The 22792-nt window shown below is 68.6% G+C and carries 22 protein-coding genes and 1 pseudogene; 12 read left to right on the top strand and 11 right to left on the bottom strand.

Annotated features, from left to right (window positions below):
- Window positions 1-243: 243 nt before the first annotated feature.
- Window positions 244-708 carry a DUF1203 domain-containing protein gene (locus VLK61_RS15355; protein WP_325422486.1) on the top strand — a complete coding sequence of 155 codons (465 nt, stop codon included), beginning with the start codon at window positions 244-246 and terminating at the stop codon, window positions 706-708.
- A gap of 24 nt (window positions 709-732) precedes the next feature.
- Here the strand turns inward: VLK61_RS15355 and VLK61_RS15350 are convergent, their stop codons facing one another.
- Window positions 733-1278, bottom strand: a complete 546-nt coding sequence (locus VLK61_RS15350) for a DUF2867 domain-containing protein (protein ID WP_325422485.1) — start codon at window positions 1276-1278, stop codon at window positions 733-735.
- A gap of 63 nt (window positions 1279-1341) precedes the next feature.
- Window positions 1342-1701 (bottom strand): GFA family protein, encoded by a 360-nt coding sequence (locus tag VLK61_RS15345; RefSeq protein ID WP_325422484.1) that lies wholly within the window; start codon window positions 1699-1701, stop codon window positions 1342-1344.
- A gap of 229 nt (window positions 1702-1930) precedes the next feature.
- Here VLK61_RS15345 and VLK61_RS15340 point away from each other — a divergent pair, with 229 nt between their 5' ends.
- Window positions 1931-3454 carry a hypothetical protein gene (locus VLK61_RS15340; protein WP_325422483.1) on the top strand — a complete coding sequence of 508 codons (1524 nt, stop codon included), beginning with the start codon at window positions 1931-1933 and terminating at the stop codon, window positions 3452-3454.
- Here the strand turns inward: VLK61_RS15340 and map are convergent.
- Together map and VLK61_RS15330 are read right to left on the bottom strand one after the other, a co-directional pair.
- The gene (map, locus tag VLK61_RS15335; RefSeq protein ID WP_325422482.1) at window positions 3448-4206 is read right to left on the bottom strand and encodes a type I methionyl aminopeptidase; all 759 of its coding nucleotides are present in this window, start codon (window positions 4204-4206) and stop codon (window positions 3448-3450) included. The genes VLK61_RS15340 and map overlap by 7 nt on opposite strands.
- Complete coding sequence (locus tag VLK61_RS15330; protein WP_325422481.1) at window positions 4203-6647, bottom strand: GcvT family protein; 2445 nt, start codon at window positions 6645-6647, stop codon at window positions 4203-4205. The genes map and VLK61_RS15330 overlap by 4 nt, the downstream gene beginning before the upstream one ends.
- A 78-nt stretch (window positions 6648-6725) precedes the next feature.
- Here VLK61_RS15330 and VLK61_RS15325 point away from each other — a divergent pair, with 78 nt between their 5' ends.
- The 4 genes from VLK61_RS15325 (at window position 6726) to VLK61_RS15310 (ending at window position 10471) form a co-directional block, all read left to right on the top strand.
- A complete protein-coding gene (locus VLK61_RS15325; protein WP_325422480.1) occupies window positions 6726-7193 on the top strand; it encodes a GNAT family N-acetyltransferase in 468 nt (155 codons plus the stop codon).
- Window positions 7194-7226: 33 nt separating this feature from the next.
- Window positions 7227-7760: a cysteine hydrolase family protein gene (locus tag VLK61_RS15320; RefSeq protein WP_325422479.1), complete on the top strand. Its 534-nt coding sequence runs from the start codon at window positions 7227-7229 to the stop codon at window positions 7758-7760.
- An 18-nt stretch (window positions 7761-7778) separates the two neighbouring features.
- Window positions 7779-8417, top strand: coding sequence for a pyridoxamine 5'-phosphate oxidase family protein (locus tag VLK61_RS15315; protein ID WP_325422478.1), 639 nt, complete (start codon window positions 7779-7781; stop codon window positions 8415-8417).
- A 134-nt stretch (window positions 8418-8551) separates the two neighbouring features.
- On the top strand, window positions 8552-10471 hold the full coding sequence (locus tag VLK61_RS15310; protein ID WP_325422477.1) for a cyclic nucleotide-binding and patatin-like phospholipase domain-containing protein: 1920 nt from the start codon (window positions 8552-8554) through the stop codon (window positions 10469-10471).
- Here VLK61_RS15310 and VLK61_RS15305 read toward each other — a convergent pair whose 3' ends face one another.
- From VLK61_RS15305 to VLK61_RS15290, 4 genes are all read right to left on the bottom strand, one after another.
- Window positions 10472-10702 (bottom strand): hypothetical protein, encoded by a 231-nt coding sequence (locus tag VLK61_RS15305; RefSeq protein ID WP_325422476.1) that lies wholly within the window; start codon window positions 10700-10702, stop codon window positions 10472-10474.
- A gap of 11 nt (window positions 10703-10713) precedes the next feature.
- Complete coding sequence (locus tag VLK61_RS15300) at window positions 10714-11316, bottom strand: phage tail protein (protein WP_325422475.1); 603 nt, start codon at window positions 11314-11316, stop codon at window positions 10714-10716.
- A 129-nt stretch (window positions 11317-11445) separates the two neighbouring features.
- Window positions 11446-13416 (bottom strand): methyl-accepting chemotaxis protein, encoded by a 1971-nt coding sequence (locus tag VLK61_RS15295; RefSeq protein ID WP_325422474.1) that lies wholly within the window; start codon window positions 13414-13416, stop codon window positions 11446-11448.
- Window positions 13417-13639: 223 nt separating this feature from the next.
- Window positions 13640-14317 carry an NUDIX hydrolase gene (locus tag VLK61_RS15290; RefSeq protein WP_325422473.1) on the bottom strand — a complete coding sequence of 226 codons (678 nt, stop codon included), beginning with the start codon at window positions 14315-14317 and terminating at the stop codon, window positions 13640-13642.
- Window positions 14318-14452: 135 nt separating this feature from the next.
- On the opposite strand from VLK61_RS15290, the gene VLK61_RS15285 reads away from it, so the two are divergent.
- The 4 genes from VLK61_RS15285 (at window position 14453) to VLK61_RS15270 (ending at window position 19328) form a co-directional block, all read left to right on the top strand.
- Complete coding sequence (locus VLK61_RS15285; protein ID WP_325422472.1) at window positions 14453-15283, top strand: cysteine hydrolase; 831 nt, start codon at window positions 14453-14455, stop codon at window positions 15281-15283.
- A 66-nt stretch (window positions 15284-15349) separates the two neighbouring features.
- Window positions 15350-16537, top strand: a complete 1188-nt coding sequence (pncB, locus tag VLK61_RS15280; RefSeq protein WP_325422471.1) for a nicotinate phosphoribosyltransferase — start codon at window positions 15350-15352, stop codon at window positions 16535-16537.
- Window positions 16534-18231, top strand: coding sequence for an NAD+ synthase (locus VLK61_RS15275; protein ID WP_325422470.1), 1698 nt, complete (start codon window positions 16534-16536; stop codon window positions 18229-18231). The genes pncB and VLK61_RS15275 overlap by 4 nt, the downstream gene beginning before the upstream one ends.
- Before the next feature lie 32 nt (window positions 18232-18263).
- Window positions 18264-19328, top strand: a complete 1065-nt coding sequence (locus tag VLK61_RS15270) for a bifunctional nicotinamide-nucleotide adenylyltransferase/Nudix hydroxylase (RefSeq protein WP_325422469.1) — start codon at window positions 18264-18266, stop codon at window positions 19326-19328.
- Here VLK61_RS15270 and VLK61_RS15265 read toward each other — a convergent pair.
- Complete coding sequence (locus tag VLK61_RS15265; protein ID WP_325422468.1) at window positions 19325-19855, bottom strand: ZrgA family zinc uptake protein; 531 nt, start codon at window positions 19853-19855, stop codon at window positions 19325-19327. The genes VLK61_RS15270 and VLK61_RS15265 overlap by 4 nt on opposite strands.
- Before the next feature lie 306 nt (window positions 19856-20161).
- On the opposite strand from VLK61_RS15265, the gene VLK61_RS15260 reads away from it, so the two are divergent.
- Window positions 20162-20371: a hypothetical protein gene (locus tag VLK61_RS15260; protein WP_325422467.1), complete on the top strand. Its 210-nt coding sequence runs from the start codon at window positions 20162-20164 to the stop codon at window positions 20369-20371.
- 58 nt (window positions 20372-20429) lie between these two features.
- On the top strand, window positions 20430-21611 hold the full coding sequence (locus tag VLK61_RS15255; protein WP_325422466.1) for a sensor histidine kinase: 1182 nt from the start codon (window positions 20430-20432) through the stop codon (window positions 21609-21611).
- A 134-nt stretch (window positions 21612-21745) separates the two neighbouring features.
- Here VLK61_RS15255 and VLK61_RS15250 read toward each other — a convergent pair whose 3' ends face one another.
- Together VLK61_RS15250 and VLK61_RS15245 are read right to left on the bottom strand one after the other, a co-directional pair.
- Complete coding sequence (locus VLK61_RS15250; protein WP_325422465.1) at window positions 21746-22108, bottom strand: hypothetical protein; 363 nt, start codon at window positions 22106-22108, stop codon at window positions 21746-21748.
- Window positions 22109-22426: 318 nt separating this feature from the next.
- A pseudogene (locus VLK61_RS15245) lies at window positions 22427-22792 on the bottom strand (hypothetical protein); the annotation flags it as partial.

The following is a 22792-nucleotide window of genomic DNA, read 5'->3' as shown; positions in this document are numbered from 1 at the left end:
GCCGTGACGCTGGGGGTCGGCGGCAGGGGCATGGCGGCGAACGGGCTCGGCATCGAAGGGGTGGCGTGGAGAGGTCTGCGCAGTGTAGTGCGGTGATGCAATCGGCCTTTAGCGATCAGGCCGCGCTGAATCGCGGGCCGCGTCCGGCGAATGACAGGTCCGAAACCGGCCGGCAGACTCGGCTCGAACCCGGTGGAATGCCTCCCATTGCAACAGCGGCCGACAGGCCCGAGGAGAGACATGATGGGCTTCGTGGTTCGTGGGATCGACAGTGAGTCCGTGAATGCGATCAGGCACGGCGCCGATGACGCCAATGGCCAGCCGGCGGTGAGAACGACGGCGCGCGGCGGCGCCAACCCGTGCAGGCACTGCCTGGGCCTGATCGCGGAGGGCGATCAGATGCTCGTGCTGGGGCACCGGCCGTTCGACCGGCTGCAGCCCTACGCCGAGGTGGGGCCGATCTTCCTGCATGCCCAGGCATGCCAACGCTACGAAAGCGACCGGCTGCCTGCGTGGTTCGCCCACTTGCAGCCGGCGATCATCCGAGGCTACGGCCATGACGACTGGATTCGCTACGAAACCGGCAAGGTGGTGCCTGGCGCTGAACTGGCGGGCCAGTGCGAAGACATTCTGAGCCAGCCCGACGTGGCCTACGTTCACATTCGATCGAAGTACAACTGCTTCCAATGCCGCGTGGACCGCGCATAGCCTGAAGCTCAACAACGCACTTCTCTACGTGCCGGCGGCCCTGGGCCAGCCGATCTGTGCCGCACGACGGAGGCTGGCCTTGACCACCTGGCGGTGGAACGGCGCGATGACGAGGATGTAGGCCCGCCCCAGCAGGTTGTGACAGTGCACGACGGTCGAGACGATGAGCTGGCGGCCGCTGTCCGGCGCAGGCCCGGCAGCACACAGCACCGACACCCTGAAGTCCAGGTGTTTGTCGTCCTCCCCCACGACGATCTCGGTGTCGCTCGTGCCATAGACCCTGAAGATGCCGAGCCGCTTGGCTTTGGCATCTCCCGCGAGTGTTGCCAGATGCTCGGCCGTCTTGAGGCCAAAGCACGCAACGATCCTGTCCCGGAGGTTCGTGAGCTTTCCGATCCAGGATGGCTGGTGCGCGAAGATGAATCGGGCCAACAGATCCGGGTCGCCAGATGCGCCTGAAGGCAGCCCAATCGCAAACGCGTCGGCAAGGTTCACCGACCTGTAGACACGCGTGATGACGGACTGCGAAGGCAGCGCAACAGGCCTTGCGCGCATGAACTCACTGGGCATGAACGAGGCGGGTTCCGAGGTTTGACGTGGGCGGTGCGGCGCGGGCGAAGGCGACAGAGGCACTCAGTCCAGGAAGGTCCAGGTGTCCGCGCCATCGAAGCGCCGGATCTGGACGGACGCCAGGATCTGGGGATCGAAGTTTCTCAAGTTCACGCCGTGGCGAGCGCCAGGCTCGGGCTGCAGCGGTTCCCAGTGCGTGATGCATCCACAGGTCGCGCAGCGCACGGTCTTGAGCGTCCGGTCGCCTTGAATGTACGCCTGCGTGCCTTCCGGATGACCTGATATGCGCACCGTGCCGAACTCGTAATACGCCCACAGTGCGCTGAGCCGCCTGCAGATCGAGCAATTGCAGTTGGTGGCTTTCTCCGGCGCGGAAGGCAGCTCGATCGTGATGGCGCCACAGTGGCAGGTTCCGACAAGCATGGTGCGTCCTCGGTAAAGCGATGCGCAGACTGTGCCACGGTTGGTAGCGGGCGCCCCTGGGCCAGCCCAAGCCGGCCGTCCTCCGAGGGGATCCAGCAAAGGGGCAGAGCCACAGTGGCTGCTGATACCTGGCGTGACATCGCCGTCGGCCCGTCACTGCCCCGTTCCACCGCAAGACTCGGCGCCTGCGCTAAGCTCGTCGGCCCTCCCCTGATCCGCCCACGACCGCATGCACCGTGCCACCCGGCTGGCCTTCCTGTTCCCTTGGCTGCCGCTTGGCCTGGCCCTGCTGCCGGCCATCGCGGCGGCCGCACTACCGGCTGCCTGCGACCTGCACTGGCAGGTCACGCCGCAGCGCGGCGCGACGCCGCCCCAAGTGGCGGTGGCGCTCACTTTCGATGCTGGCAACCGCAGCCGCACCGAGCTGCAGCTGCCCGAGGGCAGCGAGCTCGCGCTGCTGGCCACCGAAGGCACGCCCGCGCTGGAAGCCGTGCCCGGCCGTCCGCTGTCGCGCAGCGTGGCGCACCGGCCCGGCGAACGCCTGACGCTGCGCTTTGCGCTGGTGCCCGGCCCCTCCGCCTGGCTACGGCTGGCGCCGAACAGCCTGGTCTTCGCGGCAACGGCACTGCTGCCGCTGCCGGTCGACCGCAGCCCGGAGCGCAGCACGCAGCAGATGTGCCTGGGCATCGATGGCCTGGCCGACGGCGATGCGCTGCTGGCCAACCAGGGCCAGCTCAGCAGCAGCAACGGCGACCGCCTTCTGCGCCTGCAGGGCCCGGCCAGCCTGGCCCGCGAATGGGTGGTGGCCGCCGGTGCGCTGCAGCAGGCCGAGCGGCGGGTCGAAGGCCAGGCCCAGCGCGTGGTGATGGCTGCGGCCGCGCCGATGGCCTTCAATGCCGAAGCGCTGGCCGACGCGGCTGCGAAACAGATCGGCACGGTGCGACGCTTCTGGACCGACGGCGAAGCCCCCGAACAGCTGCTGGTGCTGCTGCCGGCGCCCGCCGACACCTCGCCGCGCGGGCTGGCCCTGCGCCAGGCGCTGCTGCTGCAGGCGCCGGCGCCGCTGACGCTGCCGGGGGCTGAGATCGAGGCCTTGCTGATGCAGACCGCGCTGCAGGGCTGGTTCCGCGAACGCTTCGGGCCGGTGGCCTATGAACAGCGGCCGGACGACCCGATGAACCACTGGTTCAGCCTGGGTTTCGCTGCCTTCTACAGCCAGCGCCTGCGCAGTGCCACCGCGCAGTGGAGCCTGCAGACCCATGCCGCCGCGTTGAGCACGCTGCTGCAGCCTGCCACGGCCGCTGCGGGTGCCACGCCCTGGCTGGCCATGCGTTGGCACGGCGCGCTGCGCGAACAAGGCCATGCCGGGCTCGATGCGGTGCTCAAACGGCTGATGTTGCCGGCCGCGCAAGCGCGCGCCGCCGGGCCCTTGAGCAGCCCGCTCGCCACGCACCGCTTGCAGGCCGCGCTGCGCCCGGTGCTGGCCGATGCGCCGCGCCGCGACCTGCGGGAGCTGGTCGAGCACCCCGGTGCGATCGTTCCCACGCCGCAGACCCTGGGGCCCTGCTTCCGCTACGACGCCGCGCTGCGGCAGGTGCTGCCGGCCACCGACGGCGAGCCCTCGACGGCCTGCACGGGCTGGCTCAACGGCAGCGCGGCGGCCGTATCGGCGACGGCGCGCTCGACGACGCCGGCGCCCAAGGCCAAGGCGGCGGCGAAGGCCAAGAAGAAGTCAAAGCGCGGGCGTCACTGAACCCAGCGCAGGTCGGTGACGACGATCGGCCCGTGGCGGCCGACGACCAGGGTGTGTTCGTACTGCGCGCTCAGGCTGCCGGCCGGGCCTACCAGCGTCCAGCCGTCGCCGGTCTCGACGGCGGCGCGGGCCTTGGTCGACAGGAAGGGCTCGATCGTGAAGACCATGCCCTCGTGCATCAGCCGCGCATCGCGCGGCTCGTGATAACCGGTGATGTCCGTGGGTTCTTCGTGCAGCGCGCTGCCCACGCCATGGCTGCACAGGTTGCGCACGATGCGCAGGCCGCTGCGGCGCGCCACGCCTTCGATGGCATGGCCGATGCGGTTCAGCCGCGCGCCGGCCCTGACCTCGCCCAAGGCCGCCTCCAGCGCGGCACGGGTGCTGTGGCGCACGCGGCGCTTGGCCGGGCTGTCCGGCGGCACCACGGTGCTGGCGCCGGTATCGGCGAAGAAGCCGTCGATGCACGCCGAGACATCGATGTTGACCATGTCGCCGCGCTGCAAACGGCGCTCGCCCGGGATGCCATGCGCGATCTCTTCGTTGACGCTGATGCAGGTGGCGCCGGGAAAGCCATAGCTCAGGCGCGGTGCGGATTCGGCGCCGGCCTCGTCGAGCCAGCGCTGGCCGAGCGCATCGAGTTCGTCGGTGCGCATGCCGGGCTCGATCGCCGCGGCCATGCGGCGCAGCACCTCGGCCACAGTGCGGCCGGCGCGCTGCAGGCCTTCGAGTTCTTCTTGCGTGTGGATGGTCATGCGTTCACCGGGATGTTCAGCACCGAATCATCCCATGCCGTGGCGCGGCGCAGCTGGCCCCACAGGTCGACCAGCACCGGCGTGCCGGCGTGCATGCGCTGCGCCGCCGCCCCGCGCACATAGCCCAGGCCGACACAGCGGCCGGCCTTCGGGCTCCAGCCGGTGGACGAGAGTTCGCCCACCGCGTCGCCCTCGATCACGATCGCTTCGCCGCCCCAGACCCAGGCATGGGGATCGTCGAGCACGAAGCTGAGCAGCTTTCGGGTCAGCGGCTGGCCCTCGCGCGCCAGCAAGGCCTCGCGGCCGATGAAGCCGGGCTTGTCGCGCGTCACGCCTCGCCACAGCCCGGCTTCGTGCGGCGTGTCGTCGGGCCCGAGTTCGGCACCCCAGGCGCGGCGGCCGGCTTCAATGCGCAGCGCATCCAGCGCGTAGTAGCCCGCATCGGCCAGTCCCAGGTCCCGGCCCGCAGCATGCAGGACCTGGTCGACATGCCGGGCCACTTCCACCGGCACATACAGCTCGTAGCCCGGGCCGCCGACATAGCTGATGCGCACGGCACGCACCCGCGCCAGGCCGAGGTCGATCTCGCGGGTGTGCGAGAACCCGATGCTGCCCAGGTCGTCCGGCGACAGCCGCGCCAGCAACTCGCGTGAGCGGGGTCCCATCACCGACAGCACGCACCACAGCGCACCGACATCGGTGAGCACGGCGTGCTCATCGGCCGCCATGTGGCGATTGATCCAGTCGGCATCACGCACCGCCTGCGCCGAGCCGGTGACGATCAGGAACTTGTCGCGCGCCAGGCGCATCACCGTGAAGTCGCTTTCGAAGCCGCCCTGTTCATTCAGGACCGCGGTGTAGACCAAGCGATCCACCGCCACATCGATGTCCTTGGCGCACAGCCGTTGCAGCACGGCCAGCGCATCGCGGCCCTGCAGCAGCAGCTTCGAGAACGAGGTCTGGTCGTACACCGCCACGGCCTCGCGCGTGGCGCGCATCTCCGCCTGCACCCAGGGCAGCCAGCCGGGCGTGCCCAGGCCCGGCGGCGGTGTGGCCGCGTCCTTGGGGCGGAAGTAGTTCGCACGCTCCCAGCCGTTCTTGCTGCCGAATTCGGCGCCGCGTGCGGCCAGTGCGTCGTACAGCGGCGAGGTGCGCAGCGGCCGCGCGGTCACAAGCTCTTGCCGCGGCCAGCGCATCGCGTAGTGCAGGCCCAGCGTCTCGACGGTGCGTTCGGCCAGCAGCCGCCGGTTGGCCATGAACGGGCCGAAGCGCCGCACATCCACATCCCACAGGTCACCCGGCGCCTGATCTGCCGCGATCCATTCGGCCATCAAGCGCCCGGCACCCCCTGCGTTCGCGATGCCGGCCGAATTGAAACCGGCGCAGACATGGTAGTGCCGAAGACCCGGCGCTTCACCGAGGATGAAATTGCCATCCGGCGTGAAACTCTCCGGCCCATTCAACAGCATCTTGATCTCGGCGGTCTCCAGGCAGGGCGTGCGGTGGATCGCGTTGTTCATCAGGACCTCGAACTGGTCCCAGTCCTCATCGAGCAGCTGGAACTGAAAGGTGCTGGGGATCGGCTCCACCGTCCAGGGCTTGGCCACCGGTTCGAAGCCGCCCATCACCAGGCCGCCGACCTCTTCCTTGTAGTAGATGAAGCCGTCGGGGTCTCGCATCACCGGCAGCATCGGGTGCACGCCGTCGATGCGGCCAGTGACGACGTAGAAGTGCTCGGCCGAATACAGCGGCACGTTGACGCCGGCCAGACGGCCGAACTGCCGCGCCCATTGGCCGGCACAGTTCACCAGCACCTCGCAAACGATCTCCTGCGTCTCGCCGCCTTCGCGCCGCACTTGCACGCCGGTCACGCGCCGGCCCGATGGCCCGTCGGCCGTGTGCACCGCGATGACCTCGACGTCTTCGACCAGCGTCGCCCCCCGGTTGCGCGCGCCCTTGGCCAGCGACATCGTCAGGTCCGTCGGGTTGGCCTTGCCGTCACCGGGAATCCAGATCGCGCCCTGCAGGTCGTCGGTGCGCATCACCGGGTAGAGCGCGCCGGCTTCCTGCGGCGTGATCACCTGCACCTCCACCCCGAAGCCGCGCGCCAGCGCGGCCTGCTTGTGCAGCACCTGCATGCGCTCCGACGTGCGCGCGACATTGACGCTGCCGCAGGCCTTCCAGCCGGTGGCCAGGCCGGTCTCGGCTTCCAGCGCGGCATACAGCGAAATGCCGTACCGGCTCATCGTCGTCATCGTGCGGTTCGGCCGCATCTGGCCGACCAGGCCGGCGGCATGCCAGGTGGTGCCGCTGGTCAGCTTGCCTTGTTCCAGCAGCAGCACGTCGCTGAGGCCCGACTTGGCCAGGTGGTAGGCGGTGGAGCAGCCGGCAATGCCGCCACCAACGATGATCACGCGAGAGTGAGTCGGCAGCTGCGCCATGGCAGCAGCTTAGCCGGACTTCCCGGCTTGCGGGCTGACACATCCGCCGCGTGGGCGGCAGGCATACTGCAGCCCACGATGGATCTGACGCTGCGCCCGCCCCAAGCCGCCGATTACCAGGCCCTGGCCGGCTGGGTGCCCGATGCCGCGGCGGCGCTGCGCTGGGCCGGGCCGCTGGTGCGCTGGCCCTACAACGCCGAGATGCTGGCCACCTTCCTGATCGTGCCGGCATCGCAGAGCCGCGTGCTGGCCATCGCCGATGACGACACCCCGCTGGGCTTCGGCCAGTACTGGCCGCGCGACGACGGCGCGGTGCACCTGGGCCGGCTGATCACCGCACCCGGCCTGCGCCGGCAAGGCCACGGCCGCACGCTGGTGCAGCGGCTGATGACCGAAGCCCGCAGCACCACTGGCGCCACCCGCGTGACATTGCGCGTCTACCGGGACAATGCAGCGGCCATGGCGCTGTACCACGCGCTGGGCTTCCAGGCGCTGCCCGAGCTGTCCGATGAAGCAGTGCTGTTCATGCAGCACCTGCCGGGTTGACGACGTCCGAATTGAAGAATGCAAGGAGCCCTCATGACCACAGCGCTGCTGGTGATCGATGTGCAAGCCGCCCTGTTCGAGGGCGAACGCCGCCCGGGCGATGCCTCGGCGGTGATCGCCCGAATCAACAGCCTTGCCGAGCGTGCGCGCAGCGCCCAGGTGCCGGTGATCTACGTGCAGCATGAACGTGAGGACACCCCGCTGGCCGAGGGCAGCCCGGGCTGGGCGCTGGCGCGCGAGCTGCAGCCGGCCACGCTGGACGTGCGCCTGCGCAAGACCACGCCGGACGCCTTCCTGCACACCCGGCTGGAGCCGCTGCTGCAGGAGCACGACATCCAGCACCTGGTGATCTGCGGTTATGCCAGCGAGTTCTGCGTCGACACCACCACGCGGCGCGCCGCGGCGCTGGGCTACACCGTCACGCTGGCGGCCGATGCCCACACCACGCACGACAAGCCGCATGCCAGCGCCGAGCAGATCCGCGCCCATGAAAACGCCACGCTGCCGAACCTGACCAGCTTCGGGCCCGTGATCCGCGCGATGCCGGCGGACGCCATCGGCTTCTGATACGTCGCGGAGCCGCCGATGCATGTGCCGCCCGAACACCGGATCACCGATGCCGCCCAGCTGGCCGCACTGTACGGCCAGCCGGGCGAGGCCTCGCGGCGCAAGGAGGTGCCTTTCCTGCACCCGGCTTACCGGCCGCTGGTCGAGGCGGCGCCGTTCGCTGCGCTGGCCACGGTCGGCCCCGAGGGCATGGATGTCTCGCCGCGTGGCGACCCGGCCGGTTTCATCCACATCGAGGACGAGCACACGCTGCTGCTGCCCGACCGCCGCGGCAACAACCGCATCGACAGCCTGCGCAACATCCTGGCCGATGCGCGCGTGGCACTGCTGTTCCTGGTGCCCGGCATGAACGAGACGCTGCGCATCAACGGCCGCGGCACGATCAGCGTCGACCCCGCGCTGTGCCAGCGCTTCGCGGTCGACGGCAAACCGGCGCGCAGTGTGCTGGTGATCGACATCGACACGGTGTTCTTCCAGTGCGCACGGGCGCTGCTGCGATCCAAGCTGTGGCAGCCCGACAGCTGGCGGCCACGCAGCGCGCTGCCCAGCACCGGTGCGCTGCTGCAGGCCTTGACGCAAGACCAGCCCGCGCCGCCGATCGACGGCGCGGCCTACGACGCCGAGCTGCCGGCACGACAGGCCGCGACGCTGTACTAGCGCGCACCCACCGCCCACCGCCGGCTGCCGCGCGAACGGCACCCCCGATCCGGGGCCGGGCGCAGCCGACACCCCGCGTTACAGTGCGACGCAGGCCGCCCCGCCGGGCGGCCAGCCGCCCCCCGCGTGGAGCCATGGAATCCAGTCCGCAGCGCCAGCCCTATCACGACGAGTTGTTGTACCGCCTGCTGCAGACCTGCTTTGGCGACATCGACGACCAGGCCATTGCGCTGCTGTGGAACCAGCTGGAATGGGTGGAGGTCGCCGGCGGCGAGGTGTTGATCGAGCAGGGCCAGGTCGGCGACGCGATGTACCTGCTGGTCAGCGGCCGGCTGCGCGCCTACATCCGCGACGAGCAGGGCACGCAGCGCATGGTCGGCGAGATCACGCGCGGCGAAATCGTCGGCGAGATGAGCCTCTACACCGACGGGCCGCGCCTGGCCACGGTGCTGGCGATCCGCGATTCGGTGCTGGTGCGGCTGGCCAAGTCAGGCTTCGACCTGCTGCTGGCCAGCAACGCGATGATGTCGCGCGCGCTGACGCGGCAGATCATCCGCCGGCTCAAGGCACCGCCTTCGCGCACGGTGTACGCGCGGCCCATCACCATCGGCCTGCTGCCGGTGAGCAGCGGCGTCGATCTCACCAGCTTCGCCGCGCAACTGGCGCAGCAGCTCAGCGCGGTCGGCCGCGTCGAGGTGATCGATTCCGACACCGTCGAGCGCGAACTGCATGCGCCCGAGGCCACGCTGGGCCCGCAGGCACAGGCCGACGTCAACCGCCGCATCGCGATGCTGCTGGACCGCATCGAGGCGCGCGCCGAGTTCGTGCTGCTGGTGGCCGACAGCGGGCCCAGCGCCTGGACCGCACGCTGCTGCCGCGATGCCGATGAACTGCTGCTGCTGGCCGATGCCACGCAGCCGCCGGTGCTGCATGCCACTGAAAAGGTCTGCCTGGTCAGTCGTTCTGCCAGCACCGAGGCCGCCGAGATCCTGGTCTTGCTGCATGCCGCCGAGACACCGTCGCCGCGCGGCACCAAGGCCTGGCTGGACCGCCGACCCGTGGCGGACCACCTGCACATTCGACCGAGCCTGGAGCGCGACATGGCGCGGCTGGCGCGTTTTCTCAGCCGCACCGCCACCGGGCTGGTGATGGCCGGCGGCGGCGCGCGCGGGCTGGCCCACCTGGGCGTCGTGCGGGCGCTGCAGGAGCATGGCGTGGCCATCGATTGCGTCGGCGGCACGAGCATCGGCGCGGTGATGGCCACCTATGTCGCCTCCGACCGGCCCTGGGAGCAGGTGATGGCCAATGCCCGCCGCGCCTTCAGCACCAACCCGACCGGCGACTTCAACCCCGTGCCCTGGCTGTCGCTGTTCCGCGGCCTGCGGTTGCGCCGCATCCTCAACGACGCGGTGCATGAGCTGCTGGGCTTCGATGCCGACATCGAAGACCTGTGGAAGAGCAACTTCTGCATCGCCACCAATTACAGCCATGCGCGCGAGCAGGTGCTGCGGCGCGGTCGGCTGGTCAAGATGCTGCTGGCCAGCACCTCGATTCCCGGCGCGCTGCCACCGGTGCTGCATGAAGGCGACCTGCTCTGCGATGGCGGCAGCTTCAACAACTTTCCGGTCGACGTGATGCAGTCGCAGCGCGGCATCGGCACGGTGATCGGCATCGACCTGGATTTCCGCCAGCCGCTGAAGGTCGACCTGGAAGACGTGCCCAGCGGCTGGGCCTTGTTCGTCGACCAGTGGCGGCCGCTGCGCAAGCGCCGCTACCGCCTGCCCTCGCTGCCGGCCTACCTGATGACGGTGATGGTGCTCTACAGCATCTCGCGCAGCCGCCGCTCGCGCGCGCTGACCGACCTGTACTTCAACCCGCCGCTGGACCGCGTGGGCCTGCTGCAATGGCACCGCTTCGACCGCATCGTGCAGCGCGGCTACGAACACGGCATGGCCGTGCTGAACGAGCGCGTGCGGGCGGCCGCGGCGGCCGGCGCTGCCGTGGACATCCCCGCCGGCGAGACGCAGCCGATGGCGATACCGGCACCGCCGTGATCACTCGGACAGCGACGCGCCGACGGTCTCCACCGGCGTGATGACCGTGGTGTCCAGCGGCTCCTGCGGCGCCGGATGACCACCTACCGGAGAGACCACAGCGCTCGTGAACGCCAGCGGCGCCGCCGGGCCGGCGGGCTTGGCCTCGGCACGCGGGTTGTCCCGGGCAGCGCACGCTGCCAGCGCTGCCGCCAGGGTCAGTGTGATGGAAGAGGAAAGGAATCGGTTCATTTCCAGTCTCCTCAGTTGGCCGTCGGCCAGGTGCCCTGGACCGCGATCACGCAGTTGAGGGCCAGATAGGGCGGCATCTTGTCGACCGGCGTGCCGGAGCCGACCGAGCTGGTCATGCTGGCCGCCATGTTCACCACGCCGCTGGGATCGGCGTACTGCGGCGTTCTGGCCCGGGCCGGCAGCTTGCCGGCGGGCGAGGTCGCAGTGGCGTCGTTGCCGCTGCCCTGCATCACCACCTGATGGGCGTGTGGCGGCAGGTTGGCAGCGGCGAGGTTCACCGTCTCGCTGCCGGCATGGTCGCCCAGCGGCCGGTTGCTGAGGCCCGGGCCCTGGCCGAAATGCATGGCCACGCGGCCGCGCAAGTCGGGCAAGGCGAAGGTCACCTGCCCGTCGCCGCCGTAAGTGGTGCCCAGCAGCGCGAACAGCGAGGTGTTCTGCATGATGGGCAGCAACTGGCCATTCATCATCGCCCAGCCCTTGGGCGCGAAGTTCCACGCACCGCACATCACTTGCCCGAGGTAGGGGGTGGATTGGGCTTGCGCCGCTCCAGCCTGGCAGGCACAGGCCAGGGCCAACACGGCCGCGGCGATCGAGGGGCGTTTGAACAAGGTCATCATCATCTCCAGACAGGGTGCACAAGAAGTGAGCCCAGTGTGGAAACGACGGGTATCAATACCACGTCAGAAGCGTGTCGGCGGCCGTTTCAGTTGTCTGCAACCGGCTTCTGCCGCCGCCCGAGCGCTTCACACCAGCTTGAACGCCGACACCTCCGCGGCCAGCGCCGAGGCCTGATCCTTCAGTGAAGCGGCCGCCGCCGCCGTCTGCTCCACCAGCGCGGCGTTCTGCTGCGTGGCGTTGTCCATCTCCTGCACGGCCTGCGTGGTCTGGTGCACGCCGGCGGCCTGCTCCTTGGCGCCGGTGGCGATCTCGGCGAGCAACTCGTTCACGCGCTTGGCGCTGGCGACGATCTCGTCGATCGTGGCACCGGCCTGGCGGACCACCCCGGTACCGGACTCGACCTTCTCGACACTGGCGCTGATCAGCGCCTTGATCTCGCGCGCCGCGGCGGCCGAACGCTGGGCCAGCGTGCGCACCTCGCCGGCCACGACCGCGAAGCCGCGGCCCTGTTCACCGGCCCGCGCGGCTTCCACCGCGGCGTTCAGCGCCAGGATGTTGGTCTGGAAGGCGATGCCGTCGATGGTGCTGATGATGTCGCCGATCTTGCGCGAGGACATCTGGATGTCCTCCATCGTGGCCACCATCGCGCCGATGATCTGGCCGCCGCGCTCGGCGGCCGCGGCATTGGTGTGGGCGATGCCGGCGGCCTGCTGCGCCGCGTCGGCGGTGTGCTTGACGGTGGCGGCAATCTGCTCCATCGCCGAGGCCGATTCTTCGAGATTGGCCGCGGCCTGCTCGGTGCGCGAGGACAGGTCCATCGAGCCCGACGCGATCTCGCCGCTGGCATTGACGATGCTGTCGGAGGTGTTGCGCACCTGGCCGACGATGTGGCGCAGGGCGCCCTGCATCTCCCTCAGCGCGTGCATCAGGCCGGCCACCTCGTCCGTGCCCCAGGCGCGCGGCGTGGTCGTCAGGTTGCCGTCGCGCATCGCGTGGATGTGCAGTGCCACCTCGCGCAGGCCGCCGTCCAGCACCTTGCGGAAAGCCATGAACAGGTAGGTCACCAGCAGCAGGCTGAGGATCAGCACCCCGGTCGTGATGCTGCGCCCCGCCGCCATGGCGCTGACACGGAATTCGATCAGCCGGTCCAGCTCGTCGGTGGTGCGGCCAGTCAGCGCCGTCAGCGCGGCCAGGGCCTTGTTGCCGGCGGCGATGTGCGCGGCCGCATCGCCCTTCATGCCCTCGGGCAGCAGCAGGGTCTGGTCGATCAGCTTCAGGAAGGCGGTCACCTCGGCCAGCGCGGCCTCGGGCTTCACCGCGGGCTTGACCACTGCGTTGTAGTCGTTGGCCTTGCCCAGGCCCACGTCCATGGCCGACAGGTTGCTGGCGGCCAGCACCGATTGTTCGACCAGCCGCCGCAGCTGGGCCGGCTGGGCCGCGCCAGCCGCCAGCATCACCGCGCCCTGGTCGCGCAGCTGCGCCACCGATTCGGCGATCGGCGGCAGGCGGAAGTAGGCCGCGTCCATCAGGTAATAGGTGTCGATGTCCGGGTCCAGCGTCAGGTTGGAGCCGTCGGTGGACATGCCCAGCAAATCCAGCAGCGCCTGGATGCGCTGGCTGTGTGCGGCCATGCGGCCGTCCGCATCGGCGGCGGGCTTGGCCACTGCATCGGCAGACTGCCTGAATTTGGCGAAGGCCTTGTCGGTACCCAGTTCGCTGCCGGAGGCTTTCTCGGCCGCTTCGAGCTTGCTGAACTGGTCGGCGATGGCCTTGTTCAGCGCCGTTGCGTCGGCAGCCTTGCCGGTCAGCGCCTGCAGGCGCTGCTGCTGCAACAGGTCCAGCAGCGGCATCAGTTCGCGGCCGTAGACCACGCCGATGCGTTCCTTCGCCGAGAAGCCGATCGACGCTGCCTTGTCGGTGTAATAGCTCCAGGACAGAGCGGCAATCGGCACCGTGAAGACCAGCGAGATGATCACTGCCTTGGCCCTGAAGCCCAACTGCCGGAACAAGCGGATGCCGGGCGCCCAGAAGCCGTGGTAACGGAAGAAATCCGTCCAGCCGCTGTCGGCCTGCGCTTGATCCGCATGTGTGGACACTGCGGGTCCTGCGCCTGAACGTCCCTGAGCATTCATTGTGGGTTCCTTGGTGTCGTGCTCGCTGATAACCATGGCATGGCGAAACCGCAAGGTCCAAGCCCGCCTCTGGCGCACTATCGGCGTGCTTCAGCGCAGCGTTGAGCCGAAAAGCGGGGCGTTTCTGTCACTTCTTCGTGCGAACGTGATGTTCCACACGGCGAGTTGCGTGCTTCAAGCGCGTGCTTCAGCTGCGGCCGTTCAAGCCCCGCCCGGTGATCGACAAGGTCTGGCGGAAGGCCTTGCGCAGCCGGTACAGCTGCGCCGGCCGGTTCGCAGCGCCGCTGGACAGCTCGCCTTCGATCGGCTCCAGCATGCCCAGCTCCTCCACCTTGCGCCGAAAGCTCACCTTGTTGACCGGCTCACCGAGCACCGCTTCGTACACCCCCTGCAATTGCGGCAGCGTGAAGCGCTCGCCGCACAGGTACACCGGCAGCGACGAATACTGGCTCTTGGTGCGCACCCGGTCCACTGCCCGGGCGACGATGGCGGCATGGTCAAAGGGCAGCTGAGGTAGCCGGTCCACCGGCGCCAGCAGCGCATCGGCCGGCAGCGCGTTGCCGGGCAGCAAGGCGTAGTACACGATGGACACCGACCAGCCACGCGGGTCGCGCACCGGGCCGCTGAAGGTGGCCAGCTGCTCCAGGTAGGGGCTCACGATGCCGGTCTTGTCGCGCAGCACACGCACGGCAGCAGCGGCCGCACCGGCGTCTTCGTCGACATGGATGTAGCCTCCGGGCAGCGCCGGTGCGGCCTTGAACGGCTCGCGCTCGCGCCGCTGCAGCAGCACGGCCAGCGCGCCCTCTTGCAAAGTGAGCAGCACCACGTCCACGGTACAGATCAGGGAAGCCGGCGTCTCGTGCATCGCGGTTAAGTCAATGAAGCAACTAAGCGGACTGTACTCCGATGACTTGCGTCACACCTTTCATCATGGTCAGTTAGTTGCACATCTATCCTAACAAGGCTACAGTGAGCTCACCGCCAACGAAAGGAACCCGCCATGTCGCGCCGCATCCAGTTGCTGATCATCGACCCGCAGAACGATTTCTGCGACCTGCCGCCCGGCCCGCAGGGCACGCCGGCGTTGCCGGTGGCCGGCGCCGATGCCGACATGCAGCGCCTGGCCCGCTTCATGGACGCGGCCGGCGATGCGCTCAGCGAGATCACGGTGACGCTGGACTCCCACCACCGGCTGGACATCGCCCACCCGAGCTTCTGGTGGGCCGGTGACGGCAGCGCGGTGACGCCCTTCACCGCCATCACCGCGGCGCAGGTGCGCGCCGGTGCCTTCCGCCCGCGCGACGCCGCCGCCTTGCCGCGCACGCTGGCCTACCTGGACGCACTGGAAACCGCCGGCCGCTACACGCTGATGGTCTGGCCGGTGCACTGTGAAATCGGCAGCTGGGGCCACAACGTGCATGCCGATGTGCGGGCCGCTTACAACCGCTGGGAAGAGCGCCGGCAAGCCATCGTGCAGAAGGTGACGAAGGGCGAAAATCCCTGGACCGAGCACTACAGCGCGGTGCAGGCCGAAGTGCCGGATGAAGGTGATGCGCACACGCGGCTGAACCGCACACTGATCGACGCGCTAGACGACTGCGACCTGCTGCTGATCGCCGGCGAGGCCAGCAGCCACTGCGTGAAGGCGACCACGGAGCACATCGTCGAACACCTGCCCGGCGGCCGCCTGCAACGGCTGGTGCTGCTGAGCGACTGCATGAGCCCGGTGGGTGGCTTCGAAGCGCAGGCGAATGACTTCCTCGCCGCGATGCAAGCCCGCGGCGTGCGCCTGGCCACCAGCACCGACGCACTGGCCCTGCTGAAAAACTGACACACCAGCCTGATACGCCGCTGATACAGCAGCTTGATACACCGTCAGCCTGACCGAAAGCCAACGATGTCCCCCGTGATCCACAGCCTGCTCGAAACCGACCTCTACAAGTTCACGATGTGGCAGACCATGCTGCATCGCCACCCGCAGACCCAGGCGCGCTACCGCTTCGTCTGCCGCAACACACCGGCCTTCCCGCTGGTCGAACTGCTGCCCGAGGTCAACGCCGCGCTCGACGCGCTGTGCGCGCTGCGCTTCCAGCCGGACGAGCTGGCCTACCTGCAGGGCCTGCGCTTCATCAAGAGCGACTTCGTCGACTTCCTGCGCATCTTCCAGTTCCAGCGCAGCTTCATCACCGCCCGCGCCAACGGCGACACGCTGGAGATCGAAGCCGAGGGCCCGCAGGTGCACGTGATGGGCTTCGAGATCTACGTGCTGGCGATGGTCAACGAGCTGTACTTCCGCCGCTTCAACCAGGCAGAAGCGCTGGCCGCTGGCCGCGAACGCCTGGCCGCCAAGATCGCCCAGCTGAAAGCCTTCGGCGCCGAAGCGCCGCGCCGCCACCCCTTCGAGTTCTTCGACTTCGGCGTGCGCCGCCGCTTCAGCGGCGAGTGGCAGCGCGAGGTGGTCAGCAGCTTGCAGCGCGAAGTGCCGGAGTACTTCAAGGGCAGCTCCAATGTGCTGCTGGCGCGGGACCTCAACCTGGTGCCCATCGGCACGATGGCCCACGAGTACCTGCAAAGTTATCAGGCACTGGGCGTTCGGCTGCGCGACCACCAGAAGGCCGCGCTGGAAGACTGGGTGCAGGAATACCGCGGCGACCTGGGCGTGGCCTTGACCGACGTGGTCGGCATGGACGCTTTCCTGGCCGACTTCGACCTCTACTTCGCCAAGCTCTTCGACGGCCTGCGCCACGATTCCGGCGACCCGACCGCATGGGGCGAAAAGGCGCTGGCGCACTACGCCAAGCTGCGCATCGATGCGCACACCAAGCGCCTGGTGTTCTCCGACGGCCTGGACATCCCGCGCGCACTGAGCCTGTACCGCCACTTCGCCGAGCGCACGCAATGCGGCTTCGGCATCGGCACCAACCTGAGCAATGATGTCGGCCTGACGCCACTCAACATCGTAATGAAGCTCACCCACTGCAACGGCCAGCCGGTGGCCAAGCTGTCCGACAGCCCGGGCAAGACGCTGTGCGAGGACGAAACCTTCCTGGCCTATCTGCGCCAGGTGTTCAAGGTGGCGACATGAAGATCACCATCGGCCAGATCAACCCCACCGTCGGCGACATCGAGGGCAATGTCGCGCGCATCATCGCCGCAGCGCAAACGGCGCGCGAGCATGGCGCGCAGTTGCTGGTCTGCCCCGAGCTGTGCCTGACGGCCTACTACCCGGCAGACCTGCTGGAAGAGAGCGGATTCCAGCAGCGTGTGGCGCTGGGCATCGAAGCTCTGCGCCAGGCCTCGCGCCAGATGCGCGACTTGCATTGGGTGGTCGGCGCGCCGATGCCGCGCCCGGGGCCCGGCAAGCAGCTGAACAACTGCCTGCTGGTGCTGCACAACGGCGAGATCGTGCTGCAGTACGCCAAGCAGCTGCTGCCCACCTACAACATCTTCGACGAGCGGCGGCATTTCGAGCCCGGCCCCGATGTCGCCAAGGTGCTGCGCGTCGGCGATCAGCAGATCGGCCTGCTGATCTGCGAAGACGGCTGGAACGACGAAGGCGCGGACTACGCGGTGAACCCCTTCCAGCGCCTGGCCGATGCGGCGCCGGACCTGGTGGTGTCGATCAATGCCAGCCCGTCGAACATCGGCAAGCGCGAGCAGCGGCACCAGATCTTTGGCCAGGCCAGCCGGCGGCACCGCTTGCCCATCCTCTACGTCAACCAGATCGGTGGCCATGACCAGCTGGTCTACGACGGCGCGTCCTTCGCGGTCGAACCCGAGGCTGGCGTGGTGTTCGAGGCCCAGCGCTTCGTCGAGGATGTGCGCACGCTGCACTTCGCGCAGGGCCGCTTCAGTGCCGAAGACGGCGGCGCGCTGCCGCTGGTGCGCCAGGAAGGCCTGTCGACGATGGCCTTCTACCAGGCGCAGATCGTGCTGGGCTTGCGCGACTACGCGCGGCGCTGCGGCTTCCAGCGCGTGGTCGTCGGTTCGTCCGGCGGCATCGACAGCGCGCTGACGCTGGCGTTGGCGGCTCAGGCGCTGGGGCCGGACAAGGTGACGGCGGTGACGATGCCGTCACGCTACTCATCCGCCGGTTCCGTCGACGACTCGGTGACGCTGTGCAAGAACCTCGGCATCGAGCTGTTCACGCACCCCATTGCCGAGCTGGTGCACGGTTACGGCCAGCAGTTCGAACAAAGCTTCTCAGCACCGCTGCAAGGCCTGTCGCTGGAAAACCTGCAGGCCCGCATCCGCGGCACGGTGCTGATGGCCTACTCCAACCGCTTCGGCCATTTGCTGCTGACCACCGGCAACAAGAGCGAGATCTCGGTCGGCTACTGCACGCTGTACGGCGACACCAACGGCGGCCTGGGCCTGATCGGCGATCTGTACAAGACGGAAGTGTTCGCGCTGTCGCGCCATGTCAATGAAGCCGCGGGCCGCGAGCTGATTCCGAACCTCATCATCGACAAGCCGCCCTCGGCCGAACTGGCGCCCGACCAACTGGACAGCGACAGCCTGCCGCCCTACCCGGTGCTCGACGAGGTGCTGAAGCTGCTGATCGAAGGCGAACGGCTGGCCGGCTGGGAGTACCGCGAAGCCAGCGAGTTCGTCGCCACGCTGCGCCGCCAGGCCGAGGGCGTGGCCTTGGTCGAAAAAGTACGCGGCATGATCGCGCGCAACGAGTACAAGCGCCGCCAGGCCCCGCCGATCATCCGCGTCAGGGCTCGCGCCTTCGGCAGCGGCCGCCAGATGCCCATCGCAGCAAAACACGTGTGACCCACCCGCCACTGCACAAGGACGACACCCCAGTGACCGACAAGCCCCTGCCCCACGACGCCGCTGTCTTCATCGGCCGCTTCCAGCCCTTCCACCTGGGCCATGCGGCGCTGCTGCGGCAGGCGCTGGCGATTGCGCCGCGCTGCGTGGTGGTGATCGGCTCGGCCTTCCAGGCCCGCTCGCCGAAGAACCCCTGGAGCTGGCAGGAACGAGCCGAGATGTTCCGGCTGGCGCTGCCCGAGGCCGAGCGCTCGCGCCTGCTGTTCCTGCCGGTGCGCGACTACTACAACGAAGAGCGCTGGACCGAGGTGGTGCTCGCCGGTGTCGCCAAGCTGCTGGCCGACGTGGCTGTCGATTCACCGCGCATCGCGCTGATCGGCCACTTCAAGGACGCCACCAGCGACTACCTGCGCGCCTTCCCGGGCTGGGCGCTGCACAGCGTGGAGCGCAACGGCCCGATCGACGCCACCTCGCTGCGGGACGCGTACTTCGGCTGTGCAGAGCAGGCACTGGCCGCGACGCTGGGCGCGCTGGTCGACCAGGCGCCGCCCAGCACGCTGGCGATGCTGCGCGCCTGGGCAGCCTTGCCGCAGTTTGCATCCATCGCCGAGGAATGGCGCTTCATCAAGCGCTACCGCGAAGCCTGGTCGCAGGCGCCCTACCCGCCGGTGTTCGTCACCGTCGATGCGCTGGTGCGCTGCGGCAAGCACATCCTGCTGATCCGCCGTGCCGAAGCGCCGGGCAAGGGCTTGTACGCACTGCCAGGCGGCTTCATCGAACAGCGTGAAACGGCTTACCAGAGCGCGCTGCGCGAACTGCGCGAAGAAACTGCGATGAACCTGCTCGACAGCACGATGCGGCTGACGATGAAGGCCTCCTGCGTGTTCGACCACCCGGACCGCAGCCAGCGCGGCCGCACGATCACGCATGCCTTCTACTTCGACCTTGGCGACCGCGAGCAGCCCGAAGTGCGCGCCGGCGACGACGCCGCGCGTGTCGAATGGGTCGCGATAGACCGCCTGGCCGCGATGGAAGAGCAGTTCCATGACGACCACTTCCACATGCTCGATCACTTCCTGGGGCTGACGACCGCCTAGCGCGTGAGCCGCACCATCGCCTGCGGCCGCTTCAGCGTCTGCTTCAGCTGGCCGCCGGGCGTGGCCACCTGCACCTCGACGCGCTGGATGCGCGAAAAAGCCGTCATCAGCCCGTTCAGGTCGATCACCTTCAGCACGCCGGGCTGGCGGCAGCGCAGCAGGTAGCTGGCTTCGAGATCGGCATGTTCGCCGGCCTTGGCCGCGCCATCGAGCAACGCCGACTTGATCACCGGCGCCTGCGCCACGCAGCCGGCGCCGGCATCCACGGCAAACAAGGCGGCCGCTTGCGCCAGCTGCACGCGCAAGGCCTCGACCGCACGGCGCTCAGCATCGCTGCGCGGCGCGCGCTCGAAGCCGAGCAGGCTGTCCAGCGGCGCTTCCAGTTGCAGGCTGACGCTGGCCGCATCCACCGCCACGTCCAAGCGCACGGCGCCATGCACATGGGCCGACTGTTGCGCCTGGCCGGCCAGGGGTGCCATCAGCAGCACGGCCCCCAGCCACCCCGGCCCCAGTTGCCAACGCCTCATTGCCGCCATCATGTCCTCGCAAGTTGCAGGCCGGCCCCTGCCGGCGGGCCGCGATGGCCACCACCGGGAACCTTCCCGGCACAGAGCGTACAACGCCAGGCGAATGGCCCGGAAAAAACCAACGCCACCCCGCGCCGCGGGTGGTATCGTCGGTTTTCCCCGGAGATTGCCATCAAGAAGAAATCCGCTATCGCCACACCGGTCGCCCCGCCCGCCGTTCCCACGGCGGCACAAGCGTTCGCGCAGCGCGGCAACGAGCCTCGCCTGCACGTCAGTGGCCGCCATGCCCACGCACTGACCGGGACGATGTACAGCTACCGCGCCGACTACCTGACCCTGGGCACGATGGTCGACTGGACCGCACAGGTCGACGATGGCGATGGCGATCTGCCCAGCATCGGGGGCTCGATCCGGCTGAGCCGCGGCCAGACCCAGGGCCTGGCGCCGACGCTGGTGATGCACATGATCGGCCAGACCATCGACGCGATGCAGAACCGGGCGGTCATGCCGGCCTGAAACACGCAAGCCGCGGCCTGCGTGCGCCAGCGAACAGTCAGCGCCGGGCAGGCCGTAGATGATTGCAGGGTCGACGCCGTTGGCGGGAAGGCCCATGATCTTCAGCACTTTCATCCAGACCCATGTCGACGCGATCGTCGCCGATTGGGAAACCTTCGCGCGAACGCTGCCGTCGGCCCGCACGATGTCCGCTTTGGCATTGCGTGATCACAGCAGAGAGATCCTGCTGACCATTGCCCACGAGATGGACATGCCGCTGTCCCGCCAGGAACGCGCCAGTCAGGCGGAGACGATCGTTCCCAGCGTCGGGTCGGCCACCAGCGCCGCGGCGGAACACGGTGCGCTGCGGCAGCTTGCGGGCTTCGACCTGGTGCAGTTGTTCGCCGAGTTTCGCGCGATGCGTGCCAGCGTAATGGCCTTCTGGCACCGGACCGAAGGCGTGAGCGCGGAGCTGACGTCGATCGACAACATCATCCGCTTCAACGAAGGCATCGACAAGGCACTGGCCGAGTCCGTTGAACGCTATTCGAGCGAAGTCGCGGCCTCGCGCGACATGTTTCTCGCAGTGCTCGGGCACGACTTGCGCGGCCCGCTGGCCGGCATCGACATGTCGGCGATGATGCTGGCCAAGGCCACGTTGTCAGACGCGGCGCGCCAGCAGTCGGCAGCGCGCATCCGGCGTGCTTCCAAGGAGATGAGCCGGCTGATCACCGACTTGCTGGAGTACACCCGCACGCGGCTGGGTGCAGGCATTCCGGTTGAACGCATCCTGTGCGACCTGGGCCCCGTCTGCGAAGACGCGCTGGAGGCCATCCGCGCCGGCTATCCGGATCAGCAGTTCGTGCAGCGCATGTCGGGCGACCTGACGGCGTTCGCCGACGCGCCGCGCATGCAGCAGGTGCTGGCCAACCTGCTGAACAATGCCGTTCAGCATGGTGATCGGCAGTCTGCGGTGACAGTCACTGCCGACGGCGAGTTGAACGAAGTTGTGCTGAAGGTCGCCAATACCGGTGAGCCGATTCCGCCCGAGTCCTTGTTCGCGATTTTCGAGCCGCTGGTGCAGGCGCCGAACGCCGATTCGCAAGACCATGTGCTCTCGAAGACCAGCCTCGGGCTGGGCCTGTTCATCGTGCGCGAGATCGTACTCGGGCACGCCGGTACGATCGAGGTGCACTCCTCGGCGGATGCGGGGACGGTGTTCACCATCCGCCTGCCGCGCGAGGCGGCGACGTCGGCCTGAACGAAACCGCGCCCGTAACTTGCGAAACGGGCGCGACACGGCCGCAAAACAGGCCCAAGGCGGGCGCGATGAAGACACGCAGTGGGCGTGCGCCGGCTGAGTTGCCGACGGACGCCCGTCAGTCGATCAAGACATCAAGCCGCTTGGCGCAGGCGACGCCCGTGCACTTCGCTCGCTTCGACGACGCTGTCGGCCACCTGCTCCGTCTGCCGCACCAGTGCAGACTGGCCCTGGCTCAGCAGCGCCATGCTGCCCTGGCTGAGTTCGGTCAGGAACTCGGTGTAGTTCTTCAACAGGCCCTGCATCAGGTTCGCGAAGGCGCCGGACTGCATCAGCTGGGTCGCCGAATCGGTGGCCTGCTGGAACAGGTTGCTGGCGCTGGTGCTGACTTCCTTTGTCACCGCGGGCGAGCTGGAGAACTGGCTGAACAGTTCCATATTGGCTTGCACCAGCTTGAAGAAGGGCTGGATCTGGGCTTGCATGACGTTGTCTTGCATGGGGATTCCTTGTGGTTGGCGCGGGCTGCAATGACAACAAGGCGTTGCCGACCCGCCCCGTTGGGGGGAGAAAGGCCTGCGCGACAGCAGGCCCGACGAGCCAGTATGGCAGTTCGCTTATCCCTACTGCGGGCTATCTGCAATAGATTGAAACCCGTGATCACGCCAGCAAACGGACCAGCCCGCCGTGCCCGCCTGGCCTGAACATCATGCACCGCCTGGACTGCCCGGCGCAGGCTCAACCCCACTCGCCTAACGGTCAAAAAGCACGCCCGCCGGAAGACAGCCTTTGCCGATCGGGCCGGTCTGCTCGGCGCGTCAGAGGCTGCGCGGCGAACTCGCCGGCTGGGCGCGACACCGCGCGCGGGCCTGCGCGTCGGACTGCGCTTCGCAGCGCGCCGCCGCGTCGTTGACGCCGCCTGCCGAGGCCGGCTTGCCCTGGCGCAACTCGTTCGACGTCGTCGGCGGTTGCGGCTTGCGGCTCAGGGGAATCGTCAGCTGCGGCGTCACCTGGCGCTCCGGGCGCAGCTCACCCGGCGCGGTGGCGCTGTCGCGTGCTTGCGCCGGTGTCAACAGCCGGGGACCGGGCTTGGCCACAGCCGGTGCCGAGGCAGCTGCCGATGCGCTGCCGGCAGGCGCCGACGCGGCGGGCTGGGCCAGCGCGGCGCAGGGGCACAGCGCCGC

This window comes from Aquabacterium sp., assembly GCF_035476535.1.
Taxonomy (GTDB): Bacteria; Pseudomonadota; Gammaproteobacteria; order Burkholderiales; family Burkholderiaceae_C; genus Pseudaquabacterium.
This window is presented reverse-complemented; position numbering and strand designations above follow the sequence as displayed.